The organism is Niveispirillum sp., from assembly GCF_017996735.1.
Lineage (GTDB): Bacteria > Pseudomonadota > Alphaproteobacteria > Azospirillales > Azospirillaceae > Niveispirillum.
This window is the reverse complement of the sequence record NZ_JAGOGJ010000140.1, coordinates 1-16,250: the sequence shown is the minus strand read 5'-3', so window position 1 is coordinate 16,250 and position 16,250 is coordinate 1. Positions and strand designations below refer to the sequence as shown.

The 16,250-nt window shown below is 67.7% G+C and carries 17 protein-coding genes; 5 read left to right on the top strand and 12 right to left on the bottom strand.

All coding sequences use genetic code 11. The features are described from left to right. Positions 1 to 143 precede the first annotated feature (143 nt). Entirely contained in the window at positions 144 to 1,391 is a 1,248-nt protein-coding gene (locus KBA48_RS27550; RefSeq protein ID WP_292911900.1) for a 2-oxo acid dehydrogenase subunit E2, read from the top strand. Here the strand turns inward: KBA48_RS27550 and KBA48_RS27545 are convergent, their stop codons facing one another. Continuing rightward, on the bottom strand, positions 1,392 to 1,985 hold the full coding sequence (locus KBA48_RS27545; RefSeq protein WP_292911899.1) for a TetR/AcrR family transcriptional regulator: 594 nt from the start codon (positions 1,983 to 1,985) through the stop codon (positions 1,392 to 1,394). It abuts the gene before it with no gap. Positions 1,986 to 2,072: 87 nt separating this feature from the next. Between KBA48_RS27545 and KBA48_RS27540 the strand changes: the two genes are divergently transcribed. Continuing rightward, positions 2,073 to 2,672 carry a phenylacetic acid degradation protein PaaY gene (locus KBA48_RS27540; RefSeq protein ID WP_292911898.1) on the top strand — a complete coding sequence of 200 codons (600 nt, stop codon included), beginning with the start codon at positions 2,073 to 2,075 and terminating at the stop codon, positions 2,670 to 2,672. 2 nt (positions 2,673 to 2,674) lie between these two features. Here the strand turns inward: KBA48_RS27540 and KBA48_RS27535 are convergent, their stop codons facing one another. From KBA48_RS27535 to KBA48_RS27495, 9 genes are all read right to left on the bottom strand, one after another. After that, positions 2,675 to 2,977, bottom strand: a complete 303-nt coding sequence (locus KBA48_RS27535; protein WP_292911897.1) for an EthD family reductase — start codon at positions 2,975 to 2,977, stop codon at positions 2,675 to 2,677. An 11-nt stretch (positions 2,978 to 2,988) separates the two neighbouring features. Further along, on the bottom strand, positions 2,989 to 3,768 hold the full coding sequence (locus KBA48_RS27530) for an enoyl-CoA hydratase-related protein (RefSeq protein WP_292911896.1): 780 nt from the start codon (positions 3,766 to 3,768) through the stop codon (positions 2,989 to 2,991). After that, the gene (paaE, locus tag KBA48_RS27525) at positions 3,758 to 4,834 is read right to left on the bottom strand and encodes a 1,2-phenylacetyl-CoA epoxidase subunit PaaE (protein WP_292911895.1); all 1,077 of its coding nucleotides are present in this window, start codon (positions 4,832 to 4,834) and stop codon (positions 3,758 to 3,760) included. Before paaE ends, KBA48_RS27530 begins: the two co-directional genes overlap by 11 nt. A gap of 13 nt (positions 4,835 to 4,847) precedes the next feature. After that, positions 4,848 to 5,309, bottom strand: a complete 462-nt coding sequence (paaD, locus tag KBA48_RS27520; protein WP_292911894.1) for a 1,2-phenylacetyl-CoA epoxidase subunit PaaD — start codon at positions 5,307 to 5,309, stop codon at positions 4,848 to 4,850. A 4-nt stretch (positions 5,310 to 5,313) separates the two neighbouring features. Beyond that, the gene (gene paaC / locus KBA48_RS27515; RefSeq protein WP_292911893.1) at positions 5,314 to 6,069 is read right to left on the bottom strand and encodes a 1,2-phenylacetyl-CoA epoxidase subunit PaaC; all 756 of its coding nucleotides are present in this window, start codon (positions 6,067 to 6,069) and stop codon (positions 5,314 to 5,316) included. Between the two features lie 15 nt (positions 6,070 to 6,084). Continuing rightward, the gene (paaB, locus tag KBA48_RS27510) at positions 6,085 to 6,369 is read right to left on the bottom strand and encodes a 1,2-phenylacetyl-CoA epoxidase subunit PaaB (RefSeq protein ID WP_367273885.1); all 285 of its coding nucleotides are present in this window, start codon (positions 6,367 to 6,369) and stop codon (positions 6,085 to 6,087) included. A gap of 127 nt (positions 6,370 to 6,496) precedes the next feature. Beyond that, positions 6,497 to 7,477 carry a 1,2-phenylacetyl-CoA epoxidase subunit PaaA gene (paaA, locus tag KBA48_RS27505; RefSeq protein WP_292911892.1) on the bottom strand — a complete coding sequence of 327 codons (981 nt, stop codon included), beginning with the start codon at positions 7,475 to 7,477 and terminating at the stop codon, positions 6,497 to 6,499. 129 nt (positions 7,478 to 7,606) lie between these two features. Beyond that, on the bottom strand, positions 7,607 to 8,809 hold the full coding sequence (pcaF, locus tag KBA48_RS27500) for a 3-oxoadipyl-CoA thiolase (RefSeq protein WP_292911891.1): 1,203 nt from the start codon (positions 8,807 to 8,809) through the stop codon (positions 7,607 to 7,609). Between the two features lie 18 nt (positions 8,810 to 8,827). Further along, positions 8,828 to 10,270: a 3-hydroxyacyl-CoA dehydrogenase NAD-binding domain-containing protein gene (locus tag KBA48_RS27495; RefSeq protein ID WP_292911890.1), complete on the bottom strand. Its 1,443-nt coding sequence runs from the start codon at positions 10,268 to 10,270 to the stop codon at positions 8,828 to 8,830. A gap of 143 nt (positions 10,271 to 10,413) precedes the next feature. Here KBA48_RS27495 and paaG point away from each other — a divergent pair, with 143 nt between their 5' ends. The 3 genes from paaG to KBA48_RS27480 are packed head-to-tail and all read left to right on the top strand — an operon-like array spanning position 10,414 to position 14,055. Beyond that, positions 10,414 to 11,202 carry a 2-(1,2-epoxy-1,2-dihydrophenyl)acetyl-CoA isomerase PaaG gene (gene paaG, locus KBA48_RS27490; protein ID WP_292911889.1) on the top strand — a complete coding sequence of 263 codons (789 nt, stop codon included), beginning with the start codon at positions 10,414 to 10,416 and terminating at the stop codon, positions 11,200 to 11,202. 21 nt (positions 11,203 to 11,223) lie between these two features. Further along, positions 11,224 to 13,239: a phenylacetic acid degradation bifunctional protein PaaZ gene (gene paaZ / locus KBA48_RS27485; protein WP_292911888.1), complete on the top strand. Its 2,016-nt coding sequence runs from the start codon at positions 11,224 to 11,226 to the stop codon at positions 13,237 to 13,239. 51 nt (positions 13,240 to 13,290) lie between these two features. Continuing rightward, positions 13,291 to 14,055 carry an alpha/beta hydrolase gene (locus KBA48_RS27480; protein ID WP_292911887.1) on the top strand — a complete coding sequence of 255 codons (765 nt, stop codon included), beginning with the start codon at positions 13,291 to 13,293 and terminating at the stop codon, positions 14,053 to 14,055. Positions 14,056 to 14,067: 12 nt separating this feature from the next. On the opposite strand, the gene KBA48_RS27475 is transcribed toward KBA48_RS27480, so the two are convergent. Beyond that, positions 14,068 to 15,426 carry an amidase gene (locus tag KBA48_RS27475; protein WP_292911886.1) on the bottom strand — a complete coding sequence of 453 codons (1,359 nt, stop codon included), beginning with the start codon at positions 15,424 to 15,426 and terminating at the stop codon, positions 14,068 to 14,070. Positions 15,427 to 15,431: 5 nt separating this feature from the next. Then, a partial coding sequence (locus KBA48_RS27470; RefSeq protein WP_292911885.1) for an ABC transporter ATP-binding protein occupies positions 15,432 to 16,250 on the bottom strand: 819 nt, incomplete at its 5' end.

The following is a 16,250-nucleotide window of genomic DNA, read 5'->3' as shown; positions in this document are numbered from 1 at the left end:
GGATGCGCCGGTGGCCCGCCTGACCATGCCCAACATTCCCAGCCCGCATAATCCCGTCCTGCTGGACTGGGCCGTACCGTCGGTGGAGCGCATCCGCGCCCGCATCGACGACCTGATCGCCTTCTGAAACGGGGAAACGACAAGTGATCGATATTCTGGCCCCCCTGGAACAGGAGGGGACAAAGGCCATCGTGCGCGCCTGGCTGAAGCGGGTGGGCGACAGGGTGGCGGTGGACGAGCCGCTGGTGGAACTGGAAACCGACAAGGTGACGCAGGAGGTGCCATCGCCCGCCGCCGGCATCCTGGCCGAAATCCTGCTGGACAGCGATGGTGAGGCGGCACCCGGCGCCCTGCTGGGCCGGCTGCGTCCGGTTGGGGAGGCGGAAGCTGCCGCCCCAACTGCCGATGATCAGGCACCGCCGCCCGCGACGGAAACCCGGCTGTCGCCATCGGCCAAGCGGGCGTCACGGGAACTGGGGATCGATCCGACCGGCATGACCGGCACCGGCATCGCCGGCCGCGTCACCCGCGCCGACATCGAACGTGCCGCCGCCGCCCGTGACGCGGCACCGGTCCCGGTCACGATCCAGCCGGAGCCGGTGACGGCCCCGCCCGTGATGGTGGCCCCATCTCCTGCACCTGCACCTGCACCTGCACCCGCTTCGGCGCCTTCGCCGCCCGGCGTGCGTTCCCACAGCATCGCACATGACCATATGCGGCGGCACATTGCCGACCATATGGCGCAATCCCTGTCCGGAGCCCCGCATGTCACGGCGGTGTTCGAGGCCGATTTCAGCGCCATCATGGCCCATCGCCGCGCCCACAAGGCGGCGTTCGAGAAGGCGGGCGTCAACCTGACCTTCACCGCCTATTTCATTGCCGCCTGTGTGGCCGCGATGAAGGGGACGCCCGTCCTCAACAGCCGCTGGCATGATGACCGGCTGGAAATCTTCGACGAGGTGAATATCGGCATCGGCACGGCTCTGGGCGACAAAGGGCTGGTGGTGCCGGTGGTGCGGGGATGTCAGGAACTGTCGTTGCAGGGTATCGCCGCCCGTCTTCAGGACCTGACCGAACGCGCGCGCCAGGGCCGGCTGGTGCCGGCCGACATGCGTGGCGGCACCTTCACCATCTCCAACCATGGGGTTTCCGGTTCCCTGCTGGCCACTCCCATCATCATCAACCAGCCGCAATCGGCCATCCTGGGCGTCGGCAAGCTGGAAAAACGCGTGGTGGTGCGGGACGTGGAGGGTCAGGACACGATCCAGATCCGGCCCATGGCCTATGTCACATTGACCATCGACCATCGTGTGGTCGATGGGCACCAGACCAATGCCTGGCTGTCCCGCTTTGTGCAGGTGCTGGAAAGTTGGCCCCGGGGGGATGGCTGATCACACCCCCCCGATCCCTTTCAGCACCATGGATGTGGCCATGTCGGCCACCGCGTCGGCGTCCAGCGGGCCGTCGGGCCGCATCCAGGTGTGGGTCCAGTTGATCATGCCGAAGAACAGCATGGCGGCCGCCTTGCGCCGGGCCGCGTCGTCCGCCAGCGGCGGGTGCAGGTCGGCCAGGATGGTTTCCACCAGCCCGACCAGCGCGCGCTGTCCGGTCACGATTTCCGCCCGGCGGTCGGGCGGCAGGTGGACCATATCGTTCAGCAGCACCTTCTGCCGTGCGGCGGCCCCGACATAAAGCCGCATGAAGCGGCGCGAAAGCTGCGACAGCCGCGAAGCGGGGTCCAGGGCCGAGGCGGCCACCTCCGACGCTGCCGCCGACAATTGTTCCACATGCGACGACATGACGGCGTGAAGGATATCCTCCTTCGACGGATAATAATGGTATATCAGCGACTTCGAGGTGTTACAGGCGTCGGCCAGATCGGCAACGGAGCTGCCGAGGAAGCCCTTGATCGCGAAAAGATCGGCGGCGTGGTCGATGATCGCTTCCCGCCGCTGTTCGTAATCCGCTGCCTGTTTGCGTGCCATGCCTTTAACGTCTCCGAAACCCGATCACAAAGCCGGTGATGGCGCATAAGCCGCCGCCCGGCAACCAAAAACAAGGAAGGAAACCTTATGCCCTGTTACAGCTTCGACGGACTGGTGCCCGTGGTCGATCCCACGGCCTTTGTCCATCCCACGGCCTGCCTGATCGGCGATGTCATCATCGGTCCCGGCTGCTATATCGGTCCGGGCGCGTCCCTGCGCGGCGATTTCGGCCGGCTGATCGTGGAGCGCGGGGCCAATGTGCAGGATAATTGCGTCATGCATTCCTTCCCCGACGCCGAGTGCGTGGTGGAGGAGGACGGGCATATCGGCCATGGCGCCGTGCTGCATGGCTGCCGCATCGGGCGCAACGCCCTGGTCGGCATGAACGCCGTGGTCATGGACAATGTCGTGATCGGGGAGGAGGCACTGGTGGCCGCCATGTCCTTCGTGAAGGCCGGCATGCAGGTGCCGCCGCGCATGCTGGTCGCCGGTACGCCGGCCCGTGTCGTCCGCGAGCTGTCGGCGCAGGAGATCGAATGGAAGTCGCACGGCACGTCCGAGTATCACGGGCTTGTCCGCCGTTGCCGTGAAACCCTGGCCGAAGTGCAGCCCCTGACCGAAATGGAAAAAGACCGCCCCCGGCTGGGGGGCGGCCATGTGACCCTGGACAAGGCGCGGGGGGACTAGGATCAGCCCTCTTCCGCCACCAGCAGCGTGACGATGTCGCGGGCAAAGGACATCAGGTCCTTGCCTGCGGCCCGGTTCTCCGGCGATTTCATGGCCGTGTCGAAGCTGGCCTCGTCGGCATAATGCATCTCCACGATCATGAAGAAGGCCGGTTCCCCGCCCATGGGCGACGCGGTGACGCGGTTCACCACGGTGCGCAGCAGGCCGGGGGTCTTCGCCACCAGCGGCAGATGCACCTCGTTGTAATGCGTCAGGAAGGCTTCGACATCGGCGGGCTTGCGGTAAAGCGCGATCAGCTTCTTCATGGATCTCTCCTCTATCGCCCCTGCCACTGGGGCTTGCGTTTCTCCAGGAAGGCGGTCACGCCCTCCCGCTTGTCCTCGGTGCCCAGCAGTGCCAGGAAATAGCGGCGTTCGTCGCGCAGATGCTCGCCATGGTGAAGGTCGAACGTCGCCCGGACGCTGGCCTTGGCGGCGGCCAGCGCCAGCGGCGCGCGTCCGGCGATCAGGCGGGCCAGATCCAGGGCGCGGTCCAGCGCCTGACCGGCCGGCACGAGTTCTCCCACCAGACCGGCGGCCAGGGCGCGCTCGGCCGTGATGCTTTCGCCCGTCAGTACCATGCGCATGGCGAGCGTGCGGCCGACCAGCCTTGTCAGGGTAGCCGTGCCGCCGGCACCGGGGATGATGCCCAGGCTGCTTTCCGGCTGGCCGAACTGCGCGCCGGTACCCGCGACCGACAGGTCGCAGCACATCAGCAGCTCGCACCCCGCCCCCAGGCACCAGCCCTCCACCGCCGCGATCAGCGGCTTGGGGAAGTGCCGGATCGTGTCCCAGGCCACCTGACGCGGCCCGTGCGGCGGATCATCGGGACCCGACGCGGCCAGTTCGCGGATGTCGGCGCCGGCGGCAAAGACCTTGGTGTCGCCCGTGATGATCACGGCCCGCACGTCGGGATCATCGACGGCCGCCGCCAGCGCATCGGCCAGGGCCGATAGCAGGGGCGTGGCCAGGGCGTTGCGCCGTTCCGGCCGGTTCAGGCGCAGCAGCAGCAGGCCCGGTTCCGGCCGCTCTATCAGCAGATCGGGCTTATCCGTCATAATCGACCACAACGTCCGATCCGACCGGCACCGACTGGCAGGTCAGGATATAGCCGGCATCGACCTCCGCCTGGGTCAGTCCGTAATTCGCACCCATCTCCACCTTGCCGCTGACCAGCTTGCCCCGGCAGGTGGCGCAGACCCCGGCCTTGCAGGCATAGGGGGCCGGCAGGCCGGCGGCGCGGGCATTTTCCAGGATATTGCCCAGGGCGGGGTCGAAGGTGATGGACCGGCGGCGGCCATCCAGCACCAGCGTGACCTTGGCCCCGGCGGCTTCCGCCGCGCGGGCGGCCGTGGCGGCGACCTGTGCGGCGTCGGGACGGTCGATGGTGAACCGTTCCAGCAGCACCTTCTCCCGCGCGACACCGCGATCCAGCAGGCTTTTCTCCACCGCATCCATCATGGGGCCGGGGCCGCAGATGAAAAAGGCCGTGACATCGGCCACGGGGATCACGCGGTCCAGCAGGTCGGCGCATTTGGCCGCGTCCAGCCGTCCGTTGAACAGTTCGACCTCTTCCTCCTCATCTTCCAGGAAATGCAGGATGGAGAGGCGGCCCATGAACCGGTCCTTCAGGGCGGCCAGTTCTTCCAGGAAGATGATGGAGGATGTGTCGCGGTTGCCGTACAGCAGGGTGAAGCGGCTGTTCGGTTCCGTCAGCAGGGCCGTTTTCAGCAGCGACAGCACGGGCGTGATGCCCGATCCGCCGGCAAAGCCGACATAATGGCCTGCATGCGCCGGATCAAAGGTCCAGGTGAAGGCACCATGCGGCGGCATCACCTCCATCACGGCGCCCGCGATCAGGCCGGCATTGGCGAAGCCGGAGAACAGGCCGCCGGTCACGCGCTTGATGGCCACGCGCAACTCGCCTTCCTGCGGGGCAGCGCAAATGGAATAGTTGCGGCGCACGTCCTGGCCGTCCAGATCGGCGCGCAGGGTCAGGTGCTGGCCCGGCTTGAAGGCGAACAGCGGTTTCAGCGCGTCCGGCACGGTGAAGCACAGTGATACGGCGTCCGCCGTCTCGCGCCGCACCTGGGAAATGGTCAGGGCATGAAAGCCGGTGGACATGGTTGCTTGTCCTTCAATGGCATTTGAAACGGTCGAACGGTTCCAGGCAGTCCTGGCAACGCCACAGCGCCTTGCACGGGGTGGAGCCGAAGCGGCTGACCTCCACCGTGCGCATCGATCCGCAGCGGGGGCAGCCGGCGGGCAGCGAGGCCGGCCCCGATGGCGGGGCGATACCATAGGCGCGCAGCTTTTCGTGGCCTTCCGCGCTGATCCAGTCGGTGGTCCAAGGCGGCGACAGCACGGTTTCCACCGACAGGTGGCCCATGCCATGGGCGGCGAGCGTATGGCGGATGGCCTGTTCGATGGCCAGCGTGGCGGGGCAGCCCGTGTAGGTGGGCGTGATCCGCACCGCACCGCGCGCCGCATCCACCCCGCGCACGATGCCCAGATCGACGATGGACACGGCCGGGATTTCCGGGTCCGGCACCGTCGCCAGCACATCCATCACCGCCTGGGCATCGATGGTCCCGGTCATGGCCTCACCACACGGCGTTGGGGTAGGTGCGCTGCAGGTGCTGCATCGGGGCCAGCAGATGGCCCAGATGTTCGGTGTGATGGCCCTTGCGTCCGCCGGTCACCGGGCGGTGGGCGGGCAGGGGGGGCAGGGTCGCCTCGGCCAACGTGGCGGCCACGGTGGCGTCGAAGGCGGGGCGAAGGCCCGCGCGATCCACGGCCAGCCCGCGCGCATGCAGCCCGGTTTCCAGCGCGTCCATCACGAACAGCTCGTCCACGAAACGGGCCATCCATTCCATCCCGCCGGCCATGCGGCGATGGCTTTCCGGTGTCCCGTCGCCCAGGCGCACCACCCAGCCGGCGGCCAGATCGGCGTGATAGGCCACTTCCTTCACCGCCTTGGCGGCGATGGCGGCCAGATCGGCGTCGGTCGAGCCGGCCAGTTCCTGGAACAGCAGACGCTGATAGGTGGAGAACAGGAACTGCCGCGCCATGGTCTGGGCGAAATCGCCGTTGGGCTGTTCGACCAGCAGGCAGTTGCGGAAATCCAGCGCGTCGCGGTGGAAGGCCAGGCGGTCTGCATCGCGGCCCGCCCCTTCCACCGTGCCGGCATGGCCCAGCAGGTAGGTCGCCTGACCGATCAGGTCCAGCGCCACATTGGCCAGCGACAGGTCGATTTCCAGCGTCGGCGCGTGTCCGCACCATTCGCCCAGGCGCTGGCCCAGGACCAGGCTGTCATCGCCCAGACGCAGCAGATAGTCGAAATAGGCTTGATCGGACATGGGAACGGCCCGCCTTCAGATATGCTTGATATGGTCCGGCACGGTATAGAAGGTCGGATGCCGGTAGACCTTGTCGGCGGCCGGTTCGAACAGCGGCCCGGCCTGCGCCGGGTCCGACGCAGTGATGGCGGCCGATGGCACCACCCACAGGCTGACGCCTTCCATGCGGCGGGTATAGGTGTCGCGGGCATGGCGGATGGCCATGTCCGGGTCGGCGGCATGTACCGACCCGACATGCCGGTGGGAAAGACCGCCCTTGGTGCGGATGAACACTTCCCACAGAGGCCATTGCTGGGACATGATTTTTCCCTTGTCTAAAGTTTTCCCTCAACCGCCGGGCGGGCGCATCCGCGCCCTTGGCTTACGCCGCACGCTCGGCGGGCCAGCGGTCGCCGCCTGACCGACGGTCACCGCAAATGACCGTCGGTCAGGCGGCTTGCCGGCGGCTGCGCTTTTCCGCATGGGCCGTGGCCGCATCGCGCACCCAGGCGCCGTCATCCCAGGCCTTGCGCCTTGCCTGCATCCGCTCCCGCGCCACCGGGCCTTCGCCCCGCACCACGGCGTAGAATTCTTCCCAGTCGATGGCGCCGAACGTGTAATGGCCCGTATCCTCGTGCCATTTCAAATCGGGATCGGGCACCGACAGGCCGATGGCTTCTGCCTGCGGCACCGTGACATCGACGAATTTCTGGCGCAGCTGGTCGTTGGTGTCGCGCTTGATGCGCCAGCGCATGGATTGCGCGGAATTAGGGGAATTGTCGTCGGGCGGACCGAACATCATCAGCGACGGCCACCACCAACGGTTCAACGCATCCTGCGCCATGCGCTTCTGTTCGGGCGTGCCGACGGCCAGCGCCATCATGATCTCGTAACCCTGGCGCTGGTGGAAGCTCTCTTCCTTGCAGATGCGCACCATGGCACGGGCATAGGGGCCGTAGGAGGTGCGCTGCAACGGCACCTGATTCATGATCGCGGCCCCATCCACCAACCAGCCGATGGCGCCAATATCGGCCCAGGTCAGGGTCGGATAGTTGAAGATAGTCGAATATTTGGCCCGGCCGCTATGCAGCGCGTCGATCATCTCCTCACGCGAGGTGCCCAGCGTTTCGGTGGCGGAATAGAGGTAGAGCGCGTGCCCGCCTTCGTCCTGCACCTTGGCCAGCAGCACGGCCTTGCGCCGCAGCGAGGGCGCGCGGGTGATCCAGTTCCCCTCCGGCAGCATGCCGACCACTTCGGAATGCGCATGCTGCGACATCTGCCGCACCAGCGTGCGGCGGTATGCGTCGGGCATCCAGTCCTTCGGCTCGATGAATTCATCCGCCGCCACCCGCGCCTCGAACGCGGCCAGCAATTCCGCCGGTTCGGCGGTGGTGACGCCGGCCTGCTTCTGCAACTCCGTCGTATACATGGCCCTGCCTCTCGCTGATCTCTGAGGGGAGATTATAATAGACCGACCAGACGGTCAATTAATTATGTGAAAGTTTCCGGGGGTTTTTGGTTGGATGTCGGGGGCCGCTGCGAAACGGCCCCGCTAGCCTCACACCCTTTCCAGAACCATAGCGATGCCCTGGCCCACCCCGATGCACATGGTGCAGAGCGCGCGGCGGGCGCCCCGACGCTGCAATTCCTCGGTGGCTGTGATGACCAGCCGGGCGCCCGACATGCCCAGCGGATGGCCCAGCGCGATGGCGCCGCCATTGGGGTTCACATGCTCCGCGTCGTCGGGCAGGCCCAACTGGCGCAGCACGGCCAGACCCTGCGCGGCAAAGGCCTCGTTCAACTCGATCACGTCGATATCGGCGATGGAGAGGCCCAGCCGGTCCAGCAGGGTCTTGCTGGCGGGGGCGGGGCCGATGCCCATGATGCGCGGCGGCACGCCGACCGTGGCCATGCCCAGCACGCGGGCGCGCGGGATCAGACCATAACGTTCCACAGCGGCTGCCGACGCCACGATCAGGGCGGCCGCGCCGTCATTGACGCCTGACGCATTGCCCGCCGTGACGCTGCCGTCCGGACGGGCGATGGGTTTCAGGGCCGACAGCGCCTCCAGCGTCGTGGCGCGGGGATGTTCGTCGCGGTCCACGATGATCGGCGCGCCCTTGCGCTGAGGAATGGTGACAGGCGTGATCTCCGCTGCCAGCCGGCCGTTGGCCTGTGCCGCCGCCGCGCGGGCCTGGCTGCGTAGGGCCATCGCGTCCTGGTCGGCGCGGGCGATGGCGAAATCATCGGCCACGTTTTCCGCCGTCTCCGGCATGCTGTCGGTGCCGAAAGCCTTGTGCATCAGCGGATTGACGAAGCGCCAGCCGATGGTCGTGTCAAAGATCCGTGCCTCGCGCGAAAAGGCGCTGTCGGCCTTGCCCTGGACGAAGGGTGCCCGGCTCATGCTTTCCACGCCGCCGGCCAGGATCAGGTCGGCTTCCCCTGCCTTGATGGCGCGGGCGGCAATGCCCACGGCGTCCAGGCCGGACCCGCACAGCCGGTTGACCGTGGTGCCCGGCGCAGCCTCGCCCAGACCGGCCAGCAGTGCCGCCATGCGGGCGACATTGCGGTTATCCTCGCCGGCCTGATTGGCGCAGCCCAGGATCACATCGTCGAACCGGGCGCCGGCCAGGGACGGCTGCCGTTCCAGCAGCGCCCGGATGGGAATGGCGGCCAGATCGTCGGCGCGCACGGGCGCCAGGGCGCCCGCATAGCGCCCGATGGGCGTGCGCAGACCGTCACAGATAAAGGCGTCGGCCATGATACTGCTCTCCGATGTTCAGATGCCCAGGCCAGCGCCGGGCAGATAGAGGTCGTCGCCGGTTTCGGCGGCCAGATGGGTCAGTGCCTGGATGACGCGGGCCGTACCAACCTGCGCCACCCAGGCCAGAGGACCTTGCGGATGGTTGGCGCCATGGACCATGGCGGCATCGATGCCGTTGGCATCGGCCACCCGGTCGGCCAAGGCATCGGCGGCGGCATTGGCCAGTTGCACCAGCGTGCGCAGGACCAGACCGCCCGGCCGGTCCGGCAGCAAAAGCGCGCCCTTGCCCAGCGCCTGGGCGAAACCGGCGAAAGCGGTGCGGGCGGCGGTATCGTCCGGATTGGTCAGGCTGGCAACCAGGGTCCCGGCGGTGGCGAAATCCCGTGCCATGTCCAGCATGACCCGCGTTCTGTCGTCTGCTCGCCCCATGCCGGCGGCTGATCGGCCATCGCCAAGGCTGACGCGGATGCCGTCGATCTCCAGGCTGCCGGCCGGCAGGCGGGGGTCGGTGACCACGGACAGGCCGGCGGCGGTGGCGGCGTCACGAAGCGCGTCCAGCCCGGCACCGAAATGCAGGCGGCCGGGGGCGGGGGCGGGCGGTTCCAGCGGCGGCACGGGCTTTTCCCCCGCCACGAACACGCCGCGCCCCGTCTTGCGGCCCAGCCGCCCCGCTTCCACCAGCGCCTGCTGTGCGGGTTGCAGGCGGAACCGTGTCTTGCCCGCATAGGCGCCATGGATGGAGCCGGCAACCGCGTAATTGATGTCATGGCCAATCAGGTCGGCCAGTTCCAGCGGCCCCATGCGGAAGCCGCCCGCCACCTTCAGCGCATGGTCGATGGCAGCCGGGTCCAGCCCTTCGCCCAGTGCCAGGAACCCCTCAGCATAGAAGGGCCGTGCCACGCGGTTGACGATGAAGCCCGGCACGTCGGCCGCCAGTACCGGCACCTTGCCCCAGCGCCGCATCAGGTCGGCCAGCATCGGTCCCAGGGTCGCGGGATTGTCGCGGATGGTCACCACCTCCACCAGTTTCATTACCGGGGCGGGGTTGAAGAAATGCAGGCCGACGAACCGTTCCGGCCGTTGCAGGCTGGTGGCCAGCCCGGAAATGGGCAGCGAGGAGGTGTTGGAAGCGATGACCGCGTCCGGGGCCAGCACGCTTTCCAGCCGGGCGAACAGCGAAGCCTTTGCGGCCGTTTGTTCGATGATGGCTTCCACCACCAGGACGCAGGCGGCCAGATCGCCGATATCCTGCGTGAAGGTGAGGCGCGAACGGATATCGTCCGCCTGTTCCCCCGTCAGGATGCCCCGTTTCACCCGGCCGGCCAGGGAGGCATCGATGATGCCGCGCCCCCGGTCCAGCGCCGCGGCGCCGACATCAAGCAGCACCACGCGGTGGCCGGCGGCCGCCGCGACTTCAGCGATGCCGGCGCCCATGGCGCCCGCACCGACGACGCCCACGGGCGCCTCTTTTTTCGGAATGGTTCGCATGATGGACAGGTAAGCGCCGAAATTATGGCTTGTCAATAATTGATTGACCGGTCATTCTATTAATTATCCAGCGGCGGGACGGCTCGCCGCATCCATATGGCTGGGCTGTTCTGATGTTCGAGACCATCCTGTTTGAGATCGCCGACGGCGTCGCGCGCCTGACATTGAACCGGCCGGACCGGCTGAACAGTTTCACGGTGCAGATGCATGCGGAGGTGGCCGATGCCCTGGCGCGTGTGGCGGAACCGGGGGCCGCGCGTGCCCTGGTGCTGACAGGCGCGGGCCGGGGCTTCTGTGCCGGGCAGGACCTGTCCGACCGGGCCGTGTCGCCGGGGGGCGATGGGGTGGATCTGGGGGAATCGCTGGAAAACCGCTATAACCCGCTGATCCGGCGCCTGACGGAACTGCCGCTGCCGGTGATCTGTGCCGTCAATGGCGTGGCGGCGGGGGCAGGGGCCAATATTGCGCTGGCCTGTGATATCGTGATCGCCGCACGCGGCGCCAAATTCATCCAGCCTTTCGCCAATATCGGCCTTGTGCCCGACAGTGGCGGCACCTGGACCCTGCCGCGCCATATCGGGCAGGCCCGCGCCCTGGGCCTTGCGCTGACGGGCATGCCGCTGCCAGCGGATCAGGCCAAGGAATGGGGCCTGATCTGGGATGTGGTCGATGATGCCGAGTTGGCGGGCACCGTCGCCGCCCTGGCCGCCCGGCTGGCGCAGGCGCCGACGCAGGGTCTGGCCCGCATCAAGCAGGCCATCCGCGCCGGCTGGTCCGTGCCGCTGGACCAGCAGTTGGATGTCGAACGCGACCACCAGCGCGCCCTGGGCCGCACCGAAGATTACCGGGAAGGCGTGGCCGCCTTTCTGGAGAAGCGCCAGCCCCGTTTTACGGGTCGATAAGGATTCCGGGAGGATCATTTGATGCTGCATCTGAGCAATTACGTCCGCGACCAGTGGGTTCAGGCGGAAACGAGCCGGGTCGAGATCTCGTCGGCCCTGGACGGGTCGATCGTCGCGACCACCGGCAGCGATGGGCTGGATTTTGCCGCCATGCTGGACCATGCCCGCACGGTCGGCGGTCCGGCCCTGCGCGCCATGACCTTTCATGAGCGCGCCCGGCTGCTGAAGGGTCTGGCAGAGGCGATCATGGCCCGCAAGGAGGAGCTTTACGCCCTGGCCGTCCACACGGGCGCCACGCGCACCGACAACTGGATCGATATCGAGGGCGGGGCCGGCACGCTCTACGCCTATGCGTCCAAGGGGCGGCGCGAGTTGCCCAATGCCCGCATCCTGATCGATGGCGATACGGAGGTGCTGTCCAAGCGCGGCGGCTTCATCGGCCAGCATGTCTATACGTCGCTGCAGGGCGCAGCGGTGCATATCAACGCCTTCAATTTCCCCGTCTGGGGCATGCTGGAAAAGCTGGCGCCGACGCTGCTGGCGGGCGTGCCGGCCATCGTGAAGCCGGGCACGGCCACGGCCTATGTCACGGAGGCGGCCTTCCGCGTCATGATCGAAACGGGCCAGCTGCCGCCGGGCGTGCTGCAACTGATCGTGGGCGGCACGGGCGATCTGTTCGACCATCTGACGGGCCAGGACGTGGTGTCCTTCACCGGGTCGGCGCACACGGCGGCGAAGCTGCAGAACCATCCCGCCATCGCCCGCGAAGGCGTGCGTTTCGTGGCGGAGCGTGACAGCCTGAACGCCGCCATCCTGGGCCCCGATGCCACGCCCGACAGCCCGGAATTCGCGCTGTTCGTGAAGGAGGTGGCGCGGGAGATGACGGTGAAGGCCGGGCAGAAATGCACAGCCATCCGCCGCGCCCTGGTGCCCGCCGTATTGATCGACGACGTGCAGGCCGCGCTGACGGCCGCGCTGTCTAAAGTGGTGGTGGGCGACCCGGCCCGCGAAGGGGTGACCATGGGTGCCCTGGTCGGCCTTTCGCAACTGGCCGACGTCCGGTCCAAGGTGGCGCTGCTGTCGCGGGAGGCGCGGATCGTCCATGGCGATGCCGCTCCGGTGGCCGGCACGGATGAACGCGGCGCCTTCATCGCGCCCGTCCTGCTGCGCGCCGACGATCCGGACAGGGCGGAACTGCTGCACGAGGTGGAGGCGTTCGGGCCGGTGGCGACGCTGATGCCCTATCGCGACGTCGCCCATGCGGCGGCCATCGCCAACCGGGGCAAGGGCTCGCTGGCCCTGTCCATCGTCACGAACAGTTCGGAAGCGGCGACGGAACTGCTGCTGGGCCTGGGGTCCTTCCATGGCCGCATCCATATCCTGAACCGCGACTGTGCCAGGGAAAGTACGGGCCATGGCTCGCCCCTGCCGGTGCTGGTGCATGGCGGTCCCGGCCGCGCCGGCGGTGGGGAGGAGATGGGCGGCATTCGCGGCGTGAAGCATTACATGCAGCGCACGGCCCTGCAGGGATCGCCCGACATGCTGTCGGCGGTCACGGGCACCTGGCTGACCGGGGCGTCCCGGCGGGAAGGGGAGGTGCATCCGTTCCGCCTGCGCTTTGGTGAACTGCCCATCGGCTATACGAAGAAGACGGCGGCGCGCACCATCACGCTGGAGGATATCGAGCATTTCGCCCATTTCACGGGCGACACCTTCTATGCCCACATGGACGAGGAGGCGGCCAAGGCCAGCCCGATCTTTGGTGGGCGCGTGGCCCATGGCTATCTGATCCTGTCCTTTGCCGCCGGCCTGTTCGTCGACCCGCCGCCGGGTCCCGTTCTGGCCAATTACGGGCTGGAAAGCCTGCGCTTCATCAAGCCGGTGAAGCCGGGCGACAGTATCCAGGTGGCCTTGACCGCGCGGGAAAAGACCGCCAAGACACCGGAAATGGGCGAGGTCCGCTGGAATGTCGCGGTCACCAACCAGGACAATGAACTGGTGGCAACCTACGACCTGCTGACCATGAATGCTGTCTGACGCAAGGGGCCGGGCGGTTTGCCGCCCGGCCCTTCAGTTCCGGGATTATCCATGTCAACGCTTCACATCGCCGGCGGCGTTCTTGAAATCGACCGCATCGCGCCGGCGCGGGCCGGGCTTCCGGTACTGGTCTTCCTGCACCAGGGGCTGGGCAGCATGGGGTTGTGGCGGGATTTTCCCCGCCGTCTGGCCGCTGTCAGCGGCTGCGGCGCCATCATCTATTCCCGACGCGGCCATGGCCATTCCAGCCCCCTGACCACTCCGCGCGGCGATGATTATCTGCATCACGAGGCGCTGGTGGTGCTGCCGGAAGTGCTGGCGGCGGAGGGGATCACTGATCCGGTGCTGATCGGGCACAGTGACGGCGCCTCCATCGCCCTGATCCATGCCGGTGACGGGCGCTGGCCCGTGCGCGGCCTGTCGGCGGTAGCGCCGCATGTGCTGGTGGAGGATGTCACCGTCGCGGGCGTGCGCGCGGCGCGGGACATTTTCATGCAGACCAATATGGTGGAACGGCTGGCCCGCCACCATGATGACCCGCGCGGCATCTTCCTGGCCTGGGCCGATACCTGGCTGCGGCCGTCCTTCCGGTCCTGGAATATCGAGGATCACCTGTCCGGCATCCGCTGTCCCACCCTGCTGATTCAGGGGGTGGAGGACGAGTACGGGACGCTGGACCAGCTGGACCGGATCGAAAGGCGGGTCGGCGGCCCCGTTACACGCCTGGATCTGTGCGATTGCGGGCACGACCCGTTCCGCGACCAGCCGGTGAAGATGCTGCAGGCCCATGCCGCCTGGCTGCGCACGCTGTCCTGACGGCACAGCCTTTCAGGCGATGGGAACGGTTCGATTGTCCCCGCCGCCCACCCGTTCCCAGCATGCCGCCACCGCAAACAGCCTGTCTTGCCGGCGCTTGGGTGCGGCGAACTGCACCGGAAGGGGAAGGCCGGTAGCGGTCGACATGCCGGCCCGCAACACGATGGCCGGCCAGCCGGTCAGATTGAACACGGTGCGGGCTTGCAGGCCATAACCACGGGTGATGGCCTTGTCATCAAGGATGCGCGCGGGGACATCCATGCTGCTGGCCGTCATCAGCACGTCGAAGGGGGTCGTTGCCGATAACAGCGCATCGGTCAGGTGCGCCCTTTCAGTGTGTGCTGCCGCCAGCGTGGCCGGATCGATTTCCAGGCCGGGTAACAGGGCGTCGCGCGTGCGTGCCGCGAACCGATCCGGCCAGGTCCGCAGCCGGGTGGCATGGATGGCCGCCGCCTCCGCTTGCATGATGGTCAGGTTGGCCGCCGCGAACCGTTGCAGCGGCGGCACCTCGACGCTGGCAACCTTGCAGCCGGCGGCCGTCAGGCGGCTTGCCACCTGTTCAAGTGCTGCCATCATCTCCGCCGTGGCGGGCACATCGCGTTCGTGGAAATGGCGGATGAAGCCGATGCGCAGACCGTGAACCGGGGCTGGGGCGGGCACGGGTTCGCCGGACAGGACCGACAGAAGCAGGACCGCATCGGCCACGCTGCGGGTCAGCGGCCCGGCATGATCCAGGCTTGGAGCCAGGGGGAAGACCCCGTCCAGCGGCACCGCCCCGAAGGCGGGCTTCAACCCGACGATGCCGCAGCCGCTGGCCGGGTTGCGGATCGATCCCGCCGTGTCGGTGCCGATGGCGGCAGGCATCAGGCCGGCCGCCACGGCCACGCCCGACCCGCTGCTGGACCCGCCGGGATGATGGTTCCGGTTCCAGGGGTTGCGGGCGGGCGGGAAGGGCAGGTCGAAACTGGGGCCGCCAATGGCGAATTCATGCGTGGCCAGCTTGCCCATGATGATGGCGCCGGCCGCCCGCAGCCGTGACACCAGCGCCGCATCGTGCGTGGCTATGTTGTCCAGCAGGAAACGGGAATGGCAGGTCGTGGGCTGGCCCGCGACATCGATGATGTCCTTGATGCCGATGGGGATGCCGTGCAGCGGCCCCACCGGCCGGTTCGCCCGCAACGCGTCGGTCGCGCTTTCCGCCTCTGACAGGACCTGGGACCGATCCAGATGCACGATGCTGTTCAGCAACGGATCGATCCGGTCGATCCGGTCCAGCAGCGCCCGCACCAGTTCCAGGGGCGTCAGCGTGCCCTGCCGATAGGCTGCCCGGATGCCGCCGATATCCAGCCAATGCGGGTCGGACATGGTCATGATGGTCAGTCGTCCAGCGCCTGCCCGCCATCCGTCGCCGGCGCGAACAGGCGGGTCACGGCGAAGTCCAGGCCCACAACGGCCCCGACAGGCGGCACTTCCGCCACGGCGACACGCGCGGTCAGGCCGCCGCCATCTGGACGGTCGATCAGCAGCAGGGAGGCATCGCCCAGGAATTCCACCGCCCGCACCCGCCCCGTCGCCATCGACCCGGCGGGGTCCGCCAGCCGGATATTCTCCGGCCGCACGCCCAGGATGGCCGGAACGGCCGCGCCGGTGCCGGTCGGCATGGCGATGCCGGGTGCCTGGAAGCGGCCATCGCGTACCTCGCCCTCAATGAAGTTCATGGGCGGTGCGCCCAGAAAACCCGCGACGAACAGGTTGGCAGGCCGGTGATAGACATCGGCCGGGGTGCCGATCTGCTGGATGCGGCCCTTCTCCATCACGACCACCCGGTCGGCCATGGTCATGGCCTCTACCTGATCATGGGTGACATAGATGGTGGTGATGCCCAAATCACGCTGCAGCGCGCGCAGGGTGGAGCGCATGGTGCCGCGCAGCTTGGCGTCCAGGTTGGACAGGGGTTCGTCCATCAAGAACAGCCGGGCCTGACGCACGATGGCGCGGGCCAGCGCCACACGCTGCCGCTGGCCGCCCGACATGGCGGCGGGGCGGCGATCCAGATAGGGGGTCAGTTCCACCCGCGCGGCGGCTTCCGTCACACGGCGGCTGCGTTCCGCCCTGGGGACGCCGGCCAGTTTCAGCGGATAGGCGATATTCTCCGCAACCGTCATGTGCGGATAAAGTCCGTAATTCTGGAACAC

Excerpts from the sequence above, each read along its gene's own strand:
- KBA48_RS27545 (WP_292911899.1), bottom strand. The coding sequence starts at position 1,985 with ATGGCACGCAAACAGGCAGCGGATTACGAACAGCGGCGGGAAGCGATC.
- KBA48_RS27540 (WP_292911898.1), top strand. The coding sequence starts at position 2,073 with ATGCCCTGTTACAGCTTCGACGGACTGGTGCCCGTGGTCGATCCCACG.
- KBA48_RS27535 (WP_292911897.1), bottom strand. The coding sequence starts at position 2,977 with ATGAAGAAGCTGATCGCGCTTTACCGCAAGCCCGCCGATGTCGAAGCC.
- KBA48_RS27530 (WP_292911896.1), bottom strand. The coding sequence starts at position 3,768 with ATGACGGATAAGCCCGATCTGCTGATAGAGCGGCCGGAACCGGGCCTG.
- paaE (WP_292911895.1), bottom strand. The coding sequence starts at position 4,834 with ATGTCCACCGGCTTTCATGCCCTGACCATTTCCCAGGTGCGGCGCGAG.
- paaD (WP_292911894.1), bottom strand. The coding sequence starts at position 5,309 with ATGACCGGGACCATCGATGCCCAGGCGGTGATGGATGTGCTGGCGACG.
- paaC (WP_292911893.1), bottom strand. The coding sequence starts at position 6,069 with ATGTCCGATCAAGCCTATTTCGACTATCTGCTGCGTCTGGGCGATGAC.
- paaB (WP_367273885.1), bottom strand. The coding sequence starts at position 6,369 with ATGTCCCAGCAATGGCCTCTGTGGGAAGTGTTCATCCGCACCAAGGGC.
- paaA (WP_292911892.1), bottom strand. The coding sequence starts at position 7,477 with ATGTATACGACGGAGTTGCAGAAGCAGGCCGGCGTCACCACCGCCGAA.
- pcaF (WP_292911891.1), bottom strand. The coding sequence starts at position 8,809 with ATGGCCGACGCCTTTATCTGTGACGGTCTGCGCACGCCCATCGGGCGC.
- paaG (WP_292911889.1), top strand. The coding sequence starts at position 10,414 with ATGTTCGAGACCATCCTGTTTGAGATCGCCGACGGCGTCGCGCGCCTG.
- paaZ (WP_292911888.1), top strand. The coding sequence starts at position 11,224 with ATGCTGCATCTGAGCAATTACGTCCGCGACCAGTGGGTTCAGGCGGAA.
- KBA48_RS27480 (WP_292911887.1), top strand. The coding sequence starts at position 13,291 with ATGTCAACGCTTCACATCGCCGGCGGCGTTCTTGAAATCGACCGCATC.
- KBA48_RS27475 (WP_292911886.1), bottom strand. The coding sequence starts at position 15,426 with ATGACCATGTCCGACCCGCATTGGCTGGATATCGGCGGCATCCGGGCA.